Here is a 16,202-nt window from a genome sequence, read left to right on the forward strand (position 1 = left end):
AGCATTTCCAGCCGAAGCGGCATCGCTTCGGCGTCGGATAATGCGGCAAAAACAAAAACTGGAGCATGTCCGGTGAACCGGACATGCTCCAGGACATTGTCACGTCAATGATGGACGCCTGATTGCCATGAGCAAATACGACATTCTGGTCGACATGACATCGGCGCTCACCGCCCGCGAGGCCAACAGCCAGTGGATCGTCGCGCCCGGCGTTTCGATCTCCACGGCCGCCACGGCTGTCGATGCCGGCGGGGCTTTTGCCGGGCGCACGCTGGTGGTCGATGGCACGGTGAATTCTTCCGCGGGCAATGCGGTGGTGTTTGGCGCCGTCGCGCTCGCCGCCAATGCCGGCACCGTGGCGATCAAGGCGGATGGCGTGATCTCGGCGGCGCTTGTCGGGCTGAATGCGGCCGGCGGCGGGTTCGTCTTTTCCAACCAGGGCACGCTTTCAGGCGGCACGGCGGCGGGTGTCTTCAGCGGGGCGGGGCTCAACCTCACCAATCGCGGCTCGGTGCTGTCGTCCGGCGGCACGGGTATCAAGGCGACCGGCAGCGATGCGCTCGTCACCAACCATGGCACGGTGAAGAGTGCGGGCGATGCGGTGATCGTTTCCGGCACCAAGGCGATCATCACCAATTACGGTTTCATCCAGTCGACGGCGGATGACGGGATCAGGAGCATTGGCGCGACGGCGATCGTCACCAACAGCGGCACCATCGATGCGAAGCTCGATGCGGTGACCGTGACGGGTGCCGGCGGGGTCGTGACCAACAACGGCAAGATCGTCTCGCGTGCCGACGAGGGCGTGGTGATCACCGGTGCGAGCGCCGTGATGGCGAACAACGGCACGATCTCGGCCGTCAAGGATGGCGTGCGGCTGGATGGCGCGAAGGTCAATTTCGCCAATCACAAGGCAATCACCTCGACGTCGGGCGACGCCATCGATGTCGGCGGCGCCTATGCGCAGGTGATGAACAACGGCACGTTGAAAGGCGCCTCGGGCATCCATATCGACGGCGCCGGCGCGACGCTGACAAACAATGGTTCGGTGACGGCGACCACGGGCATCGCGGTAGCACTTCTCGGCAAGGGCACGAACAGTTTCGGCAACAACGGTACGCTGAAGGCGGGCGACCTGGCGCTGAAGGGTGGCAACGGCATCGAGGTGGTCATCAACAATGGCACGATCCGCGGCGATGTCGATCTCGGCGCCGGCAACGACACGTTTGACACACGCGGCGGCAAGGTTTTTGGCATGGTCGCGGGTGGTAAGGGCAACGACACCTACCTTGTAGCCGATGCCAAGCTGAAGCTCGTCGAAAAGGTCGGTGGCGGCACGGACACGGTGCAATCCACCGTGAGCTACACGCTGGGCGCCAATCTCGAAAAGCTCATCCTGCTCGGCACGGCGGGCATCAGCGGCACGGGCAACGCTCTATCGAACGTCATCATCGGCAACAGCGGCGGCAACACGCTGTCCGGCGGGGCCGGCAACGATATTCTCGACGGCGGCAAGGGCAATGATGCGCTGACCGGCGGGTCCGGGGCGGATGTCTTCATCTTCTCCAAGGGCCGCGACACGGTGACGGACTTCAAGCCGGGCACCGACCGGGTCGATCTCTCGGACGTGTCCGCCATCACCGGCTTTTCCGACCTGATGAAGAGCCACGCCGTGCAGAGCGGCGACGACGTGCTGATCCGCGCGGGCAGCGACGTGCTGGTGCTGAAACATGTCGACCTGTCGGATCTCCACAAGGGCGACTTCCTGTTCTGAGATCCTGTTCCCGCGGGAACATCGCGCGCGGCTCCATCATGGGAAAAGGGAGACACACAGGCAGCGGCCTGTGCCGAACCCCCTCAGGAGGAACGCCCCATGTTTATCGTGCTGCCTGCCCTTGCACTGCTGATTTCGGGAATGTTCGTCGCGACCACGCTGGCCGCCCTCTCCGCCGAGCGCAATGAAAGCGCTGCGGTACGTGTGCCGGCCAAGCGCCGGGTATTCTAATCAACTGATCAGCCGGCGGCGCGCTGCCGACCGGTTTCGGAGGACCTGTCATGGTGATCCTGCCCGTTCGACTGCGCGTCGTCAGCGTTGGCCGCCTTCGGCACGCCATCGCCATTCGTATAGCTGTCCGCCCGCTGCCAGCTCTCGACCCGGAGGGTCGCCTCGGCCGGATCTAGCGCCCAGAGCATCAGTTCGGCGCTGCCGCTCGCCAGGTGCGGGTAAATGCATGTGAGCACGAAAACGGTATCCGCGCTGGGCATGTCCAGCGCCACCAGCGTTTCGGCAAGCTGCCGCCCGGACACGTCGAGAAGGATGCGCTCGGACAGCCACTGGCTGGAACCGAGCGCGTCGGCGAGCGTCACGGCCAGCATGCCGACCTCGCCCGCGCGGGCAAAACGCACGAGAAGCGCCTGGTGCACCTCGCTTGCCGGCTCAAGCCTGGCGGGCTCCTCGACCGCGGGCGTCGCAGCGCGCACGAGGGCGCGCAACTCTTCGCGGATCCGCTCTTCCCGTCCCAGCCTTGCGGCCTCTTCCAGCGAAGCCTCGCGGTCTTCGCCGGTGCGGCGGCTGGCATGGTCCTGGTGGCTTCCCACCAGCGCCTCGATCATGACGGGCGAAAGATTGTCGCGCCGGCCGATGGCGCGGGCATGTTCCGGGCCGGTCGCGCGCAGGATGCGCATCAGCGTGACGTCGGGAATGGCTTTTGCGCCCATGAGGAAGATCGCGGCGACACCGATCGGCTGCGAGGCGATGAAAAGCGCGGTCTCGTCGGGGATCTGCGGGCAGCGAGAAAGGGCGGCGACGGCCTGGCGGCGTGCCTCCTCGGTAGAGGCATTATAGAGCGGCTCGAAGAGCTCGCCGAACTGGTGAAGATCGGAGCGCGACGGAAAACGCAGGCTCTCGAAGCTGGAAACCGTGGCCATCAGAACGATGTCCTTCGGCCGCCCTGCCTGCGGTCTCTCCAGTTCGCGAAACCTGTCCGCCACAAAACACCTGCTAAAGTCCCCGGAACGGCAGCCCCTTGCCGTCTCCACAATCGTTCATGAAAAGTAGAGGAAAAGCGTTAGCAACGCGTTAACCTTGCTCGCGCGGAAACCGCAATGTTTACAAGAGACTGCCGTCTGGGTTGCCGTGGGTGCCGCGGCGTTTGCGTGCCGGATCGGGACGCGCCCTTCTGGTCGGGCCGGCGGCGTGCTATCGCTCCGCCATGACCACCTCCACGCCAATCGTCGCCGGCCGATCCTGCGGAACCTGCACGCTCTGTTGCCGCCTGCCGGAGATCGACGAATTCGACAAGCCGGCGGATGCCTGGTGCAAACATTGCGTCGCGGGGCAGGGCTGTTCGATCTATGCCGATCGGCCATCGGTCTGCCGGGATTTCCTCTGCCTGTGGATGACGAGGGAGGACCTCGGCGCGGAGTGGGAGCCGGCGCGCTCCCACCTGATGATCTACGGGCAGGGGCCGCAGATCACGGTGCTCGCCGATCCCGACCAGCCGGACCTTTGGCGGCGCGAGCCCTATCATGGGCAACTGAAGGCGTGGGCGGGGGAAATGGCGCCGGCGGGCGGCTACGTCATCGTGTTCTGGCGCGATGAAGTGCACAAGATCTGACGGCGAGATTCCATTCGATATCGGGCATGGACATGGTATCGTCCGCACCTCGGCGACGATGGGCTGGCGCTATGAAGATCTGGCAATGCGCGATGTTTTCGACCCTGTTCGCATGGTCCCCGCAGCCGTGCATGGCCGAAGCTTGGGAATTGGCCCAGGCCGATACGGCGCCGGTCGACAATTTGCACAAGAACCGCACGCCCGGAGGCAGCCCGCCGACCGGCAGCGCATTGCCCGAAGCCGGCGCGAAAACGGTGGACGCGGCCGACATGCCCCGCACGGTCGACGAGATGCTGTCGCGGCTTCTGTCGATGAACATCACCTATAGCGTGCCGGAGAGCCAGTTGCGGGAATGGCTGGCGAACGCGGAATACACGCCCTATCCGGCGATCGCGGCGGGGCTCGTCAGCCTGTTGCAGGGGCGGCGGCTGAAAAACGCGCTCGACCTGGATGTCATTGTTTATGATTATGAAAATTCGCCGGGTGCGCAGTCCCCGCGCAGGAACGAGGATGTCGATCAGGCCATCCTGACCGCCGCCATTATCAAGGGCTACAACGCCCGCCACGCCACCTCGGCGACCGCGCTTTCCGAGGTCACCGAATAAGCAGGTCCGCCCGACCGTTTCTCTTCACAGGTGCAGCCGGTTTTTTACGACGGGACCGGCCGATTTGGGAACAGGGGTCACCCTGTTCCATGCGGAACAGCACGATGCAGGGCGATGGCATAGGATTAACAGCATGTTAACCCGATAGTCGCTAGTTTTAGGGACATGGATCGGCTCGTCTATTGCGATGGACGTGTTATGATTCGATCATGTGAACGGTGGATACCCCGAAGGTGCCACCGTTCCGCGAGGGAAAGGTGCGATGGTCCGGATACCGGGCGGTCACCAGACAAATTCCCGTGAATGGGAAACTTCTGGACCCGTATCGCCGTTTTCTTCCCGTAAGCGACAGGGACGACATCGACTCATGTCGCAGCCGGGGTGACGGAACCGGATGCACCGGCCCGTAAAACGGGCAGGGTGAGAATGTAGAAGTGCTTCATCCGTCTCGGTTCTTCTTTTTGGAGGCGAGAATGGCAGACGTAGTACGATTGAAGGAATGGCTCGCGCGAACACCAAGACGCGACACCATTCGCCGTGAGGCTCCGGCCCAGATACTGCTTTTTACCGGCGTGCGTTATGAGCGCCTGACGCCGGCTATGCTTGCTGCGCGCAGCAAGGCGGGCAAACACGGCGCCCCGGACACGGCCCGCCGGCCCTAAACCTTTCCCGTCGCCGCTGGAGCGGCGACTGGCGTGCGCGTGCGGCCGCTGCGCATTGTCTATCGCGGGCAGACCGCGTCCCGTCGCTCGTCGTCGAGCGCGCTTTCCTATTGTTCCGCCGTGAAGGGTTCGCAGCTTGCATCCGCTAGGAAGTCGGTTGCCGCTTCCTGCCGGCTTTCGGTGGGCACGAAGATGCGCAGCACGGCGTAACCTTCCTCGCCGCGCATTTCCACCAGGATCGACTGTTCCAGCTCGGCCGGCACGGCCTTGCGGATGGCGATGAGCTGGATGGGGGTGGCGATCAGCGTGTCGAGCGCGCCCGAGACCGAGGTGCGGTCGTTCATGCTGAACACCTCGTTGGACGCGCCGTCATAGACCGCGAGCGACCAGAAGGGCACGTCGCCATCGGCAAACAGCCGAATGGGACCGTTTTCGACGGAAAAGGCGCAGACGGCGGTCTTCATCGCCGGGTCGTCGTTGATCGGCGCCAGCGTATCGCCGGAATTCGCAAGCGGGAAGAAGCGGTTCGCCTCGCCGAAGGTCTGCACGCGCGTATAGGCATCGCGGCCGGTGAAACTCGGCAGCGAGAGGATGATGACGATGTGCAGCAGCGCAGCGCCGACAAGGCCGATGGCGATGGCATAGACGAAACTACGCATCGGCGCAGTCCAGCCGCGTGATGCCCGGCATGGCGAGGTCGATGACGCCGGAGCTGCCGGCGGTCGGCGTGTCGAGCAGCGTCATGACCAGCAGGAACGGCGCCTTGCCCTCCGGAACCGCCAGCCAGTTGCCGGGTGTCGCCGCGGAGGCGATGCGGATGGCGAAGCTGCTGTCGGGCGTGCGCAGCACCGACCAGGCGTTGATGCCGACCGGCAGGCCGGGGCGGCTGCCGGCGAGCGGGTTGCCGTTGGTGTCGGCCGCATGCAGCGTCCACAGGCGGGCAGGGGGTGTGATGCCCTCTATTTCGTAGCGGCAGTTTTCGACCAGCGTGCGCCCGCCGCTATCGGTGGCGGCGGTGAAGGCGAGGCCCTCGGCGCCGCCGAGCAGCAGCTTGCCGTCGCGCGCGCGGTGCGCTTTCGCATAGGGGTCGGCATCGACGGTCTGGGCGGTGGGGAAGGCGGTCCACGGCCCGAGCGCGATGGCGCCGAAGCCGACGGTCGCGCGCAGCGCATAGATCGAACTCAGGATGCCGAGCCCGAAGGCGACGGCGAGCGCTGTGGCGATAACGAGGGGCGTGCGGAACAAGGGCGAAGCGGCTTTGCGTCCGGAATTGCGTCGAAACGAAGAGATAGAGCGTTTTTGCGATTCGGAGAAACGCGGAAACGCTCTATCCGTTACTCTGTCCGGTTGGCGCCGGTGCCGTCAAGCGCGGCCACGCGGCCATCGGCCTTCAAAGGCTTGGCCTCGTTGAACTGCCGGGCGACATCTTTCAGGAGCTTCGTGACGTCGGCCGAGAGCGAACGCGGACGAACGAGGGCGGGAAGCGCATTCTCATCGGTCGAGGTGGCAGCGACTTCGCTCGCCTTCTTGCCGTCGGGCAGCGGGTTCTCGATGCCGGGAATGGGGCGCAGCTCGATGCCCTGGTGGGCATAGTCCATCAGGCGCTTGAAGGTCATGGCGGGGAGCGAGCCGCCGGTCATGTTGTTGGTTGACGTATAGTCGTCGTTGCCGAACCAGACGGCCGTCGTGTAATTGCCGGTGAAGCCGACATACCAGGCGTCGCGATAGGCCTGCGTCGTGCCCGTCTTGCCGCCCGATACGATGCCGCGGTCGAGCGCGCCGCGCCGCGCCGTGCCGCTCACCGGAATGGTGACGAGGATGCGGTTCATCGACGAATCCGCCTGTTCGGAGAGAACGTGTTTTGCCGGCGGCTCGTCGCGGCCGAAATCGTAGAGGATGTCGCCGTCGTAATTGATCATCTGGCTGATGCCGTGGCGGCGCGACTGGAGGCCGCCGGCCGGGAAGACCGCATAGGCCGTCGCCTGGTCGAGCACGGTGACTTCCGAGGTGCCGAGCGGCATGGTCTTGTCGGTCCGGATGGGCGTCTCGACGCCCATTGCCTTCGCCATTTCCGCGATGCGCTTGGTGCCGAGCTTGTCCTTGGCAAGGCGGACGGGAACGGTGTTGATGGACTTCGCCATGGCGGTCATCAGCGTCATGCGGCCGGCATAGGAGCGGCCATAGTTCTGCGGCGACCAGCCGCCCCAGCTGATCGGCGCGTCGACGATGGTCGTCTCGGGCGTCATGCCGGATTCCATGGCCGCGGCGTAGGTATAGGCCTTGAAGGACGAGCCCGGCTGGCGCAACGCCCTCGTGGCGCGGTTGAACTGGCTTTCGCCATAGTCCCGGCCGCCGACCATGGCGCGCACGGCGCCGCCGTTCTCGATCATCACCATGGCGCCCTGCTTGACGCGGTAGCTCTCGCCGTACTGGCGCAGCCCGCTTTCCACGGCCTCTTCGGCGGCGGCCTGCAGGCCCATGTCGATGGTGGTGCGCACGATCAGCGAATGCTGGGCGAAGGGTTTTGCGATGCGCTGCACCTCCTCGAAGGCCCAGTCGAGGAAGAAATCGGGCGCTGTCTTCTCGTTGCGGTCGATGATGGTGGCGGGGTTGCGCCTTGCGGCGATCACCTGGCCCTCGGTCATCAGCCCGCCCTGCACGAGGTTGGTCAGCACCTCGTTGGCGCGGGCGCGGGCGGCGGGCAGGTTGATATGCGGGGCGTAGCGGGCCGGCGCCTTGAACAGGCCGGCAAGCATGGCAGATTCGGCGAGGTTCACGTCGGTGACGTTCTTGCCGAAATAGAACTGCGCCGCCGCCGCCGCGCCAAAGGTGCCGCCGCCCATATAGGCGCGGTCGAGATAGAGGCGCAGGATTTCCTTCTTGGAGAGATTGGCTTCCAGCCACAGCGCGAGGAAGGCCTCCTTGATCTTGCGCTCGATGGTGCGCTCGTTCGAGAGGAACAGGTTTTTCGCGAGCTGCTGCGTGAGCGTGGAACCGCCCTGCACGACGCCGCCGGCGCGCGCATTCTCGTTCATGGCGCGGGCGAGGCCCAGGAAATCGATGCCGAAATGGCTGAAGAAGCGGCGGTCTTCCGTCGCCAGCACCGCCTTGATCAGGTGGTCCGGCAGTTCGTCGATCGGCACGGAATCCTCGTGGATGATGCCGCGATGGCCGATCTCGTTGCCGTAGCGGTCGAGGAAGGTGACGGCGAAGTCGCTCTGCGCGCGCCAGTTGCCCGTCGTCTCCTCGAAGGCGGGCAGCGCCAGGGCGAGCAGCAGCACGAAGCCGGCCGTGCCGAGGTTCATGCCTTCGCCAGCGACCTCGAAGACCGCCTTCTTCCAGCCCTTGGCATGGAAGCGGCGGGAGAAGATGGTGATCTCCTCCCAGATTTCGGCGAGGCGAAAGCCGGCATTCCAGACCGTGGAATCGATCCAGGAATCGAGGCGCAGGAAGAAGTGCCGCTTGCGGCGGCGCGGTTTTGGGGGCTTCTGGCTGTCGTCTTCCACGTTTCGCTTACCTTTGCCGGCGGATGCGGGCCGCAGCCTGCCCGCCTCTGGTTAACGTCCTGTGACCACCGGTTTATTCAGGCACGATAGCAGTCTTTTGAGACGAGCAGAACGGGATTTGCGCGAAAGGGTTAGCAGCCGCGCTCTTGACCTTTGGCGCCAAGGGGTTCAGGGGTCGGGCATGACGAAGATGAAGCACAGGGGCGCCGCCGCGCCGGCCGAGGCCGGAAGCGCGGACGTGCTGCCGTTCTGGAAGACCAAGACGCTGGCCGAAATGAACGACGTGGAGTGGGAAAGCCTCTGCGACGGCTGCGGCCTCTGTTGTCTCAACAAGCTGGAAGACTGGGAGACGGCCGAGATCGCCTGGACCTCGATCCGTTGCGTGCTGCTCGACGGCGAAAGCTGTCGCTGCTCGGACTACGAGAACCGTCAGGCGACCGTGCCAGACTGCATTCGCCTGACCGTGGAGAGCGTGTCGGAAATCTCCTGGCTGCCGCCGACCTGCGGCTATCGCCTCGTGCGCGACGGCGAAGACCTCTACTGGTGGCACCCGCTGGTCTCCGGCGATCCCGAGACCGTGCACCAGGCCGGCATTTCCGCCCGCGGCCGCACGGTGAGCGAGGAGGGCCTCGATGTCGAGGACTACGAGGATTACCTCGTGACCTGGCCGCTGGAAGTGGGCAGGGGGAACTAGTCTCTCAGTTCAGGCTCGCCGCGACCAGTTTCTTCGGCGCCACGTTGCGCCAGGCGGTGCCGATCAAGTCGCGCACCCGCTCGTCATCCGCGCCGTCGAAATAGACCGACGTCCAGCCCTTCAGCCCCCAGCCGCCCGGCACCGGCGCGCAAAGCCCCGGATCGGTCTCGACCACCATCGCCTGCTGGCCCGGCGTCAGCTTCAAGACGGCCCGGCCGGCCTGCGGCAGCGACATGAAGATCTTCTCACCCACCCGGAAGTCCCGCTTCCCGAAATGAGCACTCTCCCGCGCCTCCGGCATGCCGAGCGCGATCGCGATGAGATCGTCGGATGTCATGGGAGGAGGGTAGCATTGTTTGATGGCGCGTAAAAGTTTTTGGATGAAATAGGAAAATAGTCCTTGACGGCGTCACGGTGGTTTGATAGGGTTATGGCATAGTCGGAAAGGTGCGGGCGGAGAGTTCGCCGGGCTTTTCGGAGGCTGGATGGTTTGGCGGTTTTCGCCCGCGGTCGGCTTGATGGGAATTTATTGACAGGCGCTCGTTCCAATCGGACCGGGCGCCTTTTCATTTTCGGGTGTGGCGATGGACAGCGGTTTGACGGTGGATCTCGGGCTTTTCGGCATCTCGCCGGACATGGCGGCTTATGACGGGCTGGCGGGGCAGCGGGCGGATCTTGCGGGCGGGGCGGCGCCGGTGCTCGATATCAAGGCGGAAGCGCCGCTCGATCCGTTTCTCGACATGCAGGCGATGCTTCTGGAAATGACGAAGGAGCTGCGCGAGCGGTTCCAGCGCTTCCAGAGCCAGCGGGTCTTTGCCGAGCGGGATGCCGATGCGGCCGAGGACGAGGCTTCGCGCAAGCTGGCGCAAACCGATGCCAAGGCGGCGATCGAGGCGGTGTCGCTGATCGTGCGCACGCTGGAAAAGATCGACAGCCTGCAGCGCACGCTGATCAACGAACGGGCAGAGGCGGAAGCTGCGCCGGGCGAGCCGGATGACGGCGAGGCGCTGGCGGCGGAGTTCGACCGGCTGGTCGAAGAGCGCGTGAAGGACCGGTTGAATGCCGCGAGGGAAGACTGGATGCGGCAAAACGGGCCTGGCGGCGATGCTGCCGCGCGCGCGGAAAGCGGGCCGTAGGGACCGGCTCGCCCTTCGGGCGGCCGGGCGGAAGATCGATGCGGATATGACGGCGGCGGCAGCGGGCTTGCGGATGATCGAGGATGAACGGGCGCGGACGGCTTTTCGGATTGCGGCCGATGGGCTGGAGGCGGGGCTTGGGCGGCGGGGTGAGACGGTCGAGACTGCGAGTTGCCCCTCATCCCCCTGCCGGGACCTTCTCCCCGCAGGCGGGGAGAAGGGGGGCGAGGAAGCGCCTTGTTTCCAAGCTGCTACCGATGGGGAGCAAATTTTGGTCCCATGCCCTTCGCCCTGCTTGAACGGCGATGGGGATGCTGGCGGGCGGGATGGCGATCGCCAGCCCCGGTTTCGCAGCCGGGAGGAATCCCGAAAATGGTACTTTCAATCGCGCCTGGCCCAGATGCCGCCCAAGGGCGACTGGCGGGTCTGGCTGCTGATGGGCGGGCGCGGCTCGGGCAAGACGCGGGCGGGCGCGGAATGGGTGCATGCGATGGCGCTGGCGCGGCCGGACAGCCGCATCGCGCTGGTGGCGGAGACGCTCGGTGATGCGCGCGAGGTGATGATCGACGGGGTCTCTGGCATCTGCCGGATCGCCGGGCGGTCGCGGCCGGAATTCGAGGCCTCGCGCCGGCGGCTGGTCTGGCCGAACGGGTCGATCGGGCAGATCTTTTCGTCGGAAGACCCGGAGAGCCTGCGCGGACCGCAGTTTCATCTCGCCTGGTGCGACGAGTTCGGCAAATGGAAACATGCGCAGGAGACCTGGGACATGCTGCAATTCGGCCTGCGTCTCGGCGACGATCCGCGCGTGCTGGTGACGACGACGCCGCGGCCGGTGCCGCTTTTGCGGGCGCTGGCGGCGGATGGAAAGACGGCGGTCCGGCGCATCCGGACGGAAGACAATGCCAGGAATCTTTCGCCGCGCTTTCTCGATGCCATGGCGGACCGCTATGGCGGCACGCGGCTCGGGCGGCAGGAGCTGGATGGCGAGCTGATCACCGACCGCGCGGATGCGCTGTGGAGCCGGGCGCGGCTGGAGGCGATCCGGCTGCGCAATCCGGGGCCGCTCTCGCGCATCGTCGTGGCGGTCGATCCGCCGGCGACGGCGTCCGCGGCTTCGGTCTGCGGCATCGTTGTGGCCGGTCTCGATGCTGGCGGGCGGGCGGTGGTGCTGGCGGATTGTTCGGTGACGGGTGCCAGCCCGGCCGGCTGGGCGGGCGCGGTGGTGCGGGCCTTTCGACGCTTCGATGCGGACCGGGTGGTGGCCGAGGTCAACCAGGGCGGCGACATGGTGACGGCGATGCTTCGCAGTGTCGACGCCAATCTGCCGATCGCGACGGTGCGGGCGACGCGCGGCAAATTTTTGCGGGCGGAGCCGGTGGCAGCGCTCTACGAGCAGGGGCGGGTGGCCCATGCGGGTGCCTTTGCCGAGTTGGAAGACCAGATGTGTGATTTCGGGCCGGATGGGCTGTCCGCCGGCCGCTCGCCGGACCGGCTGGATGCGCTCGTCTGGGCGCTGACGGCGCTGGTGCTCGACCGGCTGGGCGAACCGCGGGTGCGAGGGGTTTGAGATGGTGATCGATCGCAAGGCGTTTTTCGACCAGGTGCGAGGGCCGCTTTATGGCGGTCGGCTGGGGCAGGGGCAGGTCGCGGGTTTGACGGCGCTACTCGACCGGTTCGAGCAGGGCGGCGACACGCGCGACCGGCGCTTCCTCGCCTATATGCTGGCGACCGCGCATCATGAGACGGGCGGGCGCATGCAGCCCGTGCGCGAGACCTTTGCCGCGACGGATGCGGCGGCGATCGGCGTGCTCGACCGGGCCTTTGCCGCCGGTCGTCTGCCACAGGTTTCCGCACCCTATTGGCGGCGGGATGCGGACGGCAAAAGCTGGCTCGGGCGCGGGCTCGTGCAGATCACGCACCGGCGCAACTATGAGCGCCTGGCGGAATTGACCGGCATCGACCTCGTGGCGCGGCCGGAGCGGGCGATGGAGATGGCGGTGTCGGTCGAAATCCTCTTCGTCGGCATGCTGCGCGGCGCCTTCACGGGGCGGCGGCTGGCCGATCATTTTGCCGCCGGGCGCGCCGACTGGGTGGGCGCGCGGCGCATCATCAACGGGCTCGACCGGGCCGAGCGGGTGGCGAGTTACGGGCAGGCGTTTTTTGTGGCGCTGGGTGGGTAGCGGCGGTGGTGCCGTGTGGATACTCGGGTCGAGCCCGAGGATGACGGAGAGGAGGAGAGGCCTCTGCTTCCCTGAACGGTGCGGCACGTTGAACCCTGGCGATGACGATGCGCGCTCTCTTCTTTGGTCATCCTCGGGCTCGACCCGAGGATCCACGGCCGCACCCACAGCATCATTGGCAAATTCAAACAACCGAGGGCATCATGAAGCTACCTTCCTTCCTTTCGCGGCGGCCAAAGGCGGCGGCGGAGACCAAGGCGTCGGGCTTTTTCGCGCTGACGGCCGAGGGCCGGGCGCATTGGACGAGCCGCAGCTATGCGTCGCTGTCGCGCGAGGGGTTCATGAAGAACCCGGTGGCGCACCGGGCGGTGCGGATGATCGCGGAGGCGGCGGCCTCGGTGCCCTGGCTTGCCTATGCGGGCGAAGCGGAGCGGCCGGATGAGCCACTGCTGGCACTGATTGCGCGCCCGAACGGGCGCATGGCGGGCACGGACTTCTTCGAGACGCTCTATGGGCACCTGATGCTCTCCGGCAATGCCTTCGTCGAGGGCGTGCGGGTGGGCGATGAACTGCGCGAACTGCATCTCCTGCGGCCGGACCGGATGCGTGTGATCGAGGGGCGGGATGGTTGGCCGGAGGCCTATGAATACCGGGCGGGCAGCCATGTCCGCCGGCATATAGCCGGCGAGGGGCAGGCGATCCTGCATCTCAGGCTGTTTCATCCGCTCGACGACCAGGTGGGCTTTGCGCCGCTGGAGGCGGCCTCCATGGCGCTCGATCTTTCCAATGCGGCGGCGATCTGGAACAAGGCGCTGCTCGACAATTCGGCGCGGCCTTCCGGCGCCCTCGTCTACCAGCCGAAGGAGGGCGGCAACCTGACGCCCGACCAGTACGACCGGCTGAAGAGCGAGCTGGAGGAGGGCTATTCCGGCCCGGCGCGGGCCGGGCGGCCGATGCTGCTGGAAGGCGGGCTCGACTGGAAGGCGATGGGGCTTAGCCCGCGCGAGATGGATTTCGTGGAAGCGAAGAACGGCGCCGCGCGCGACATCGCGCTCGCCTTCGGCGTGCCGCCCATGCTGGTCGGCATCCCGGGGGATGCGACCTATGCCAATTACCAGGAGGCCAACCGGGCCTTCTGGCGGTTGACGGTGCTACCGCTGGTGCAGCGTACGGCTGCCTCCTTTGCCGCGTGGTTTTCCGAGGATCGGGAGACGGGGTTGCGGCTGGTGCCGGATCTCGACCAGGTGAGCGGGCTTGCGGCGGAGCGCTCGGAGCTTTGGGCGCGCGTGGGGGCGGCGGCGTTTTTGACGGACGAGGAGAAGCGGCGGGCTGTGGGGTATTGAGGGGCGGCTCGTAATTGGAGGCGAACAGGGCCGGGATGCTGACGGGGCCCTCGGTGCTGTTACAGATGCAAAGGAGGGGAGCAATTGCCCCCTCTCTTCATGCTTTCAATTCTCCGAAATCAGAGAATGAAGTTTGCATCGGTAAGCTGGGCTTCGGTAACACCGAACAGGGTGATCGTGCTGTCAGCGTCGAGCGTGATGATCGTATTGGCGCCACCGGCATCATCGACTGTGCCGTTGGCTTTCAGATCGGCAAGCCCGCCGGCCAGATTGTAAGCCGAGATGTCGAGCACATCCCCTTGCGCTCCGGTTCGGAACAGAAGGATCGTGTCGTCGCCACTGCCCGGCTGGAAGCCGAAGACATCCGAATCCGCTACGGTAGAATTGACGAAGACGCTTCCGAGAAGATTATCGTCGCCTTCACCGCCCCAGATTTCATCGTGGCCTCTGTCACCATCAATGACATCATCACCTTCGCCGCCAAAAATAGTGTCGTTGCCTTGATCGTTCAGAGGCTCGCCGTCGAGGCGGTAGCCATTGATTTCATCGTCGCCGGCACCTCCATAGATGACATCGTCACCATGACCGCCGTCGATCGTATCGGAGCCATCACCGCCGCCGACGGTATCGTCGCCGGCGCTGCCGTAAGCAACATCATTACCAACACCAGCCCAGGCCGTGTCGCCGCTTGAATCGTCGTTTGCTGTCAGCCGGATCGTAGGTTCAGCGCTGCCCAGGAAGATCTGGTCGTCGCCTGCGCCGCCATAGAGGGTGTCCTTGCCGTCGCCGCCGACAATCCAGTCGCTCCCGCCGCCTCCGCCGATAACATCATCGCCGACGCCGCCCTGGACACTATCATTGCCCTGATCATTCGCCCCGGCCCATACGGTGTCGTTTCCCGAGCCGCCGTCAATATCGTCGAGCCCGTCTCCGCCGACGATGTAGTCATTGCCGCCCAGACCCAAGATGTTGTCGTTCCCGGCATCGCCTTGGAGAATATCATTGCCGGCTGTTCCAGTAAGAGTAGCCATGACGAGCTTCCTTCTGTCGATTGTTCAGTCGCAAAGTTTGCTGGCACCCAACGACAACGCTCGAAAAGGCGGGGATATTCGAAAAAATGTATCCTGATTGCGGCTCGGCACCCGATTTTTTGATCGGATTGTCATCAATATACGCAGCCGTTCTACCCCCCGATAAGGAATGGAACGGAAGCTGCTGCAATGCCGCGGCGTTGGTTGAAGAACCAACGAAATTAGTCTCTTGCCGAAGCGAGTTGAATCGTTTTGCCGCTGTCCGGACTCAATCCGTGAAGGCGTTGAATCGACCTTCGAGTAAAGCCGCATAAGCGATTCAAAAGACTCAGCGTTTTTCACCGCCTGACTCTGCGCGAGGCAGGACGCTTTCGGCCGCCTGTGGCCGTATCGTTTGGATTTCATAATAAACTGAAAGGCTTAACAATGGCTGACATCGGAAACGATGGCGGGCTGTGGACGGCTCGTCTGGTTGGGGCTTCGGCGGGTGCTGCCGTTTCGCTCATTTATCTCTTGCCAAAAAGCCGTCGCGAGGCGGGTTGCCGGTTCTTTACCGGGCTTGCCTGCGGGCTCGTCTTCGGCGGGCCGGCGGGGCTTTGGATCGCGGTTCGGCTTGGCATCGCGACCTATCTCGGGCCGGCGGAGGTGCTGCTGACCGGGTCGGCGGCGGCGAGCCTTTCGGCCTGGTGGGGGCTCGGCGTGCTGGCGCGCGTGGCGGAGCGGATGAGGGGCGGTGAATAGGGAATAGCGAAGAGCGAATTGGGATTGGCGCCATTCGCCACCGAAACGGCCGCCCTTTCTATTCGCTACTCCCTATTAGCTATTCGCCTCCATTCGATTTCCAAATCATCGGAGCAAATCATGATCACCGACGACCTGCCGGTCTGGCGGACGAAGAAATATGCCGATCTGACGCTTGCCGGCGTCGCCAGTGACGGGGTGTTTTCCGGCTATGCGAGCCTGTTTGGCGAGGTGGACCTCGGCAAGGACGCGATTGCGCCCGGCGCCTTCGTGCGCTCGCTGGAAAAGCGCGGGCCTGCGGGCGTGCGCATGCTGTTCCAGCACGATCCGGCCGAGCCGCTCGGGCGCTGGCGCACCATCCGCGAGGATGCCCGCGGGCTCTATGTCGAGGGCGTGCTTTCGCCCGGTGTGGCCCGCGCCCGCGAGGTGCTGAACCTCATGAAGTCCGGCGCGCTGGATGGCCTTTCCATCGGCTTCCAGACGGTGCGCTCGAAGACCGACCGGGCAAGCGGCGTGCGCCGCATCCTGGAGGCGGACCTTTGGGAAATCTCGATCGTCACCTTTCCCATGCTGCCTTCGGCGCGGGTGTCGAACGTGAAGAATGCGCGGTGGTTCCGCGACAGGGAAACGGAGCTCGTTCGCATCATGCGCCGGGCGGCCCGGATGATGAAACGCTAACAACCGAAG

18 protein-coding genes are annotated in these 16,202 nt (G+C 65.1%); 12 read left to right on the forward strand and 6 right to left on the reverse strand.

Annotated elements, in window-relative coordinates; all coding sequences use genetic code 11:
- Positions 1-127: 127 nt before the first annotated feature.
- A complete protein-coding gene (locus AC1RWL_RS27530) occupies positions 128-1,774 on the forward strand; it encodes a hypothetical protein (protein WP_493096679.1) in 1,647 nt (548 codons plus the stop codon).
- Between the two features lie 99 nt (positions 1,775-1,873).
- On the forward strand, positions 1,874-2,005 hold the full coding sequence (locus AC1RWL_RS27535; RefSeq protein ID WP_256120830.1) for a hypothetical protein: 132 nt from the start codon (positions 1,874-1,876) through the stop codon (positions 2,003-2,005).
- Positions 2,006-2,013: 8 nt separating this feature from the next.
- Here the strand turns inward: AC1RWL_RS27535 and AC1RWL_RS27540 are convergent, their stop codons facing one another.
- On the reverse strand, positions 2,014-2,928 hold the full coding sequence (locus AC1RWL_RS27540; protein ID WP_493096680.1) for a DUF2336 domain-containing protein: 915 nt from the start codon (positions 2,926-2,928) through the stop codon (positions 2,014-2,016).
- Positions 2,929-3,212: 284 nt separating this feature from the next.
- Here AC1RWL_RS27540 and AC1RWL_RS27545 point away from each other — a divergent pair, with 284 nt between their 5' ends.
- The 3 genes from AC1RWL_RS27545 (at position 3,213) to AC1RWL_RS27555 (ending at position 4,884) form a co-directional block, all read left to right on the forward strand.
- Positions 3,213-3,617, forward strand: a complete 405-nt coding sequence (locus AC1RWL_RS27545; protein WP_493096681.1) for a YkgJ family cysteine cluster protein — start codon at positions 3,213-3,215, stop codon at positions 3,615-3,617.
- 92 nt (positions 3,618-3,709) lie between these two features.
- Positions 3,710-4,222, forward strand: a complete 513-nt coding sequence (locus AC1RWL_RS27550) for a hypothetical protein (protein ID WP_493158542.1) — start codon at positions 3,710-3,712, stop codon at positions 4,220-4,222.
- A gap of 473 nt (positions 4,223-4,695) precedes the next feature.
- Positions 4,696-4,884 carry a hypothetical protein gene (locus AC1RWL_RS27555; protein ID WP_256120834.1) on the forward strand — a complete coding sequence of 63 codons (189 nt, stop codon included), beginning with the start codon at positions 4,696-4,698 and terminating at the stop codon, positions 4,882-4,884.
- Positions 4,885-4,991: 107 nt separating this feature from the next.
- On the opposite strand, the gene AC1RWL_RS27560 is transcribed toward AC1RWL_RS27555, so the two are convergent.
- From AC1RWL_RS27560 to AC1RWL_RS27570, 3 genes are all read right to left on the reverse strand, one after another.
- Positions 4,992-5,543 carry a DUF1254 domain-containing protein gene (locus AC1RWL_RS27560; RefSeq protein WP_435265074.1) on the reverse strand — a complete coding sequence of 184 codons (552 nt, stop codon included), beginning with the start codon at positions 5,541-5,543 and terminating at the stop codon, positions 4,992-4,994.
- Entirely contained in the window at positions 5,536-6,129 is a 594-nt protein-coding gene (locus tag AC1RWL_RS27565; protein WP_493096683.1) for a DUF1214 domain-containing protein, read from the reverse strand. Before AC1RWL_RS27565 ends, AC1RWL_RS27560 begins: the two co-directional genes overlap by 8 nt.
- Before the next feature lie 89 nt (positions 6,130-6,218).
- Positions 6,219-8,390, reverse strand: coding sequence for a transglycosylase domain-containing protein (locus AC1RWL_RS27570; protein WP_493096684.1), 2,172 nt, complete (start codon positions 8,388-8,390; stop codon positions 6,219-6,221).
- Positions 8,391-8,580: 190 nt separating this feature from the next.
- Here AC1RWL_RS27570 and AC1RWL_RS27575 point away from each other — a divergent pair, with 190 nt between their 5' ends.
- The gene (locus AC1RWL_RS27575; protein ID WP_435265510.1) at positions 8,581-9,084 is read left to right on the forward strand and encodes a YcgN family cysteine cluster protein; all 504 of its coding nucleotides are present in this window, start codon (positions 8,581-8,583) and stop codon (positions 9,082-9,084) included.
- 4 nt (positions 9,085-9,088) lie between these two features.
- Here AC1RWL_RS27575 and AC1RWL_RS27580 read toward each other — a convergent pair whose 3' ends face one another.
- On the reverse strand, positions 9,089-9,421 hold the full coding sequence (locus AC1RWL_RS27580) for an MmcQ/YjbR family DNA-binding protein (RefSeq protein ID WP_435265076.1): 333 nt from the start codon (positions 9,419-9,421) through the stop codon (positions 9,089-9,091).
- 247 nt (positions 9,422-9,668) lie between these two features.
- Between AC1RWL_RS27580 and AC1RWL_RS27585 the strand changes: the two genes are divergently transcribed.
- The 4 genes from AC1RWL_RS27585 to AC1RWL_RS27600 all read left to right on the forward strand — a co-directional run bounded on the left by AC1RWL_RS27585 (position 9,669) and on the right by AC1RWL_RS27600 (position 13,743).
- Complete coding sequence (locus AC1RWL_RS27585) at positions 9,669-10,220, forward strand: hypothetical protein (protein ID WP_493096685.1); 552 nt, start codon at positions 9,669-9,671, stop codon at positions 10,218-10,220.
- 295 nt (positions 10,221-10,515) lie between these two features.
- On the forward strand, positions 10,516-11,787 hold the full coding sequence (locus AC1RWL_RS27590; protein WP_493096686.1) for a DNA-packaging protein: 1,272 nt from the start codon (positions 10,516-10,518) through the stop codon (positions 11,785-11,787).
- 1 nt (position 11,788) lies between these two features.
- Complete coding sequence (locus AC1RWL_RS27595) at positions 11,789-12,400, forward strand: glycoside hydrolase family 19 protein (RefSeq protein ID WP_493096687.1); 612 nt, start codon at positions 11,789-11,791, stop codon at positions 12,398-12,400.
- Positions 12,401-12,603: 203 nt separating this feature from the next.
- Positions 12,604-13,743, forward strand: a complete 1,140-nt coding sequence (locus AC1RWL_RS27600) for a phage portal protein (protein ID WP_493096688.1) — start codon at positions 12,604-12,606, stop codon at positions 13,741-13,743.
- A 119-nt stretch (positions 13,744-13,862) separates the two neighbouring features.
- On the opposite strand, the gene AC1RWL_RS27605 is transcribed toward AC1RWL_RS27600, so the two are convergent.
- Positions 13,863-14,774, reverse strand: coding sequence for a calcium-binding protein (locus tag AC1RWL_RS27605; protein WP_493096689.1), 912 nt, complete (start codon positions 14,772-14,774; stop codon positions 13,863-13,865).
- A 426-nt stretch (positions 14,775-15,200) separates the two neighbouring features.
- Between AC1RWL_RS27605 and AC1RWL_RS27610 the strand changes: the two genes are divergently transcribed.
- Together AC1RWL_RS27610 and AC1RWL_RS27615 are read left to right on the forward strand one after the other, a co-directional pair.
- Positions 15,201-15,515, forward strand: a complete 315-nt coding sequence (locus tag AC1RWL_RS27610) for a DUF6107 family protein (protein ID WP_493096690.1) — start codon at positions 15,201-15,203, stop codon at positions 15,513-15,515.
- A gap of 120 nt (positions 15,516-15,635) precedes the next feature.
- Complete coding sequence (locus AC1RWL_RS27615; protein WP_439618400.1) at positions 15,636-16,193, forward strand: HK97 family phage prohead protease; 558 nt, start codon at positions 15,636-15,638, stop codon at positions 16,191-16,193.
- The last annotated feature ends 9 nt before the right edge of the window (positions 16,194-16,202 follow it).

The organism is Shinella sp. GW821-FHT10F02 (genome assembly GCF_058809275.1).

What these genes read in the sequence shown, in the direction of transcription:
- AC1RWL_RS27530 (WP_493096679.1), top strand. Translation starts at nt 128, where the DNA reads ATGAGCAAATACGACATTCTGGTCGACATGACATCGGCGCTCACCGCC.
- AC1RWL_RS27535 (WP_256120830.1), top strand. Translation starts at nt 1,874, where the DNA reads ATGTTTATCGTGCTGCCTGCCCTTGCACTGCTGATTTCGGGAATGTTC.
- AC1RWL_RS27540 (WP_493096680.1), bottom strand. Translation starts at nt 2,928, where the DNA reads ATGGCCACGGTTTCCAGCTTCGAGAGCCTGCGTTTTCCGTCGCGCTCC.
- AC1RWL_RS27545 (WP_493096681.1), top strand. Translation starts at nt 3,213, where the DNA reads ATGACCACCTCCACGCCAATCGTCGCCGGCCGATCCTGCGGAACCTGC.
- AC1RWL_RS27550 (WP_493158542.1), top strand. Translation starts at nt 3,710, where the DNA reads ATGTTTTCGACCCTGTTCGCATGGTCCCCGCAGCCGTGCATGGCCGAA.
- AC1RWL_RS27555 (WP_256120834.1), top strand. Translation starts at nt 4,696, where the DNA reads ATGGCAGACGTAGTACGATTGAAGGAATGGCTCGCGCGAACACCAAGA.
- AC1RWL_RS27560 (WP_435265074.1), bottom strand. Translation starts at nt 5,543, where the DNA reads ATGCGTAGTTTCGTCTATGCCATCGCCATCGGCCTTGTCGGCGCTGCG.
- AC1RWL_RS27575 (WP_435265510.1), top strand. Translation starts at nt 8,581, where the DNA reads ATGAAGCACAGGGGCGCCGCCGCGCCGGCCGAGGCCGGAAGCGCGGAC.
- AC1RWL_RS27580 (WP_435265076.1), bottom strand. Translation starts at nt 9,421, where the DNA reads ATGACATCCGACGATCTCATCGCGATCGCGCTCGGCATGCCGGAGGCG.
- AC1RWL_RS27585 (WP_493096685.1), top strand. Translation starts at nt 9,669, where the DNA reads ATGGACAGCGGTTTGACGGTGGATCTCGGGCTTTTCGGCATCTCGCCG.
- AC1RWL_RS27595 (WP_493096687.1), top strand. Translation starts at nt 11,789, where the DNA reads ATGGTGATCGATCGCAAGGCGTTTTTCGACCAGGTGCGAGGGCCGCTT.
- AC1RWL_RS27600 (WP_493096688.1), top strand. Translation starts at nt 12,604, where the DNA reads ATGAAGCTACCTTCCTTCCTTTCGCGGCGGCCAAAGGCGGCGGCGGAG.
- AC1RWL_RS27605 (WP_493096689.1), bottom strand. Translation starts at nt 14,774, where the DNA reads ATGGCTACTCTTACTGGAACAGCCGGCAATGATATTCTCCAAGGCGAT.
- AC1RWL_RS27610 (WP_493096690.1), top strand. Translation starts at nt 15,201, where the DNA reads ATGGCTGACATCGGAAACGATGGCGGGCTGTGGACGGCTCGTCTGGTT.
- AC1RWL_RS27615 (WP_439618400.1), top strand. Translation starts at nt 15,636, where the DNA reads ATGATCACCGACGACCTGCCGGTCTGGCGGACGAAGAAATATGCCGAT.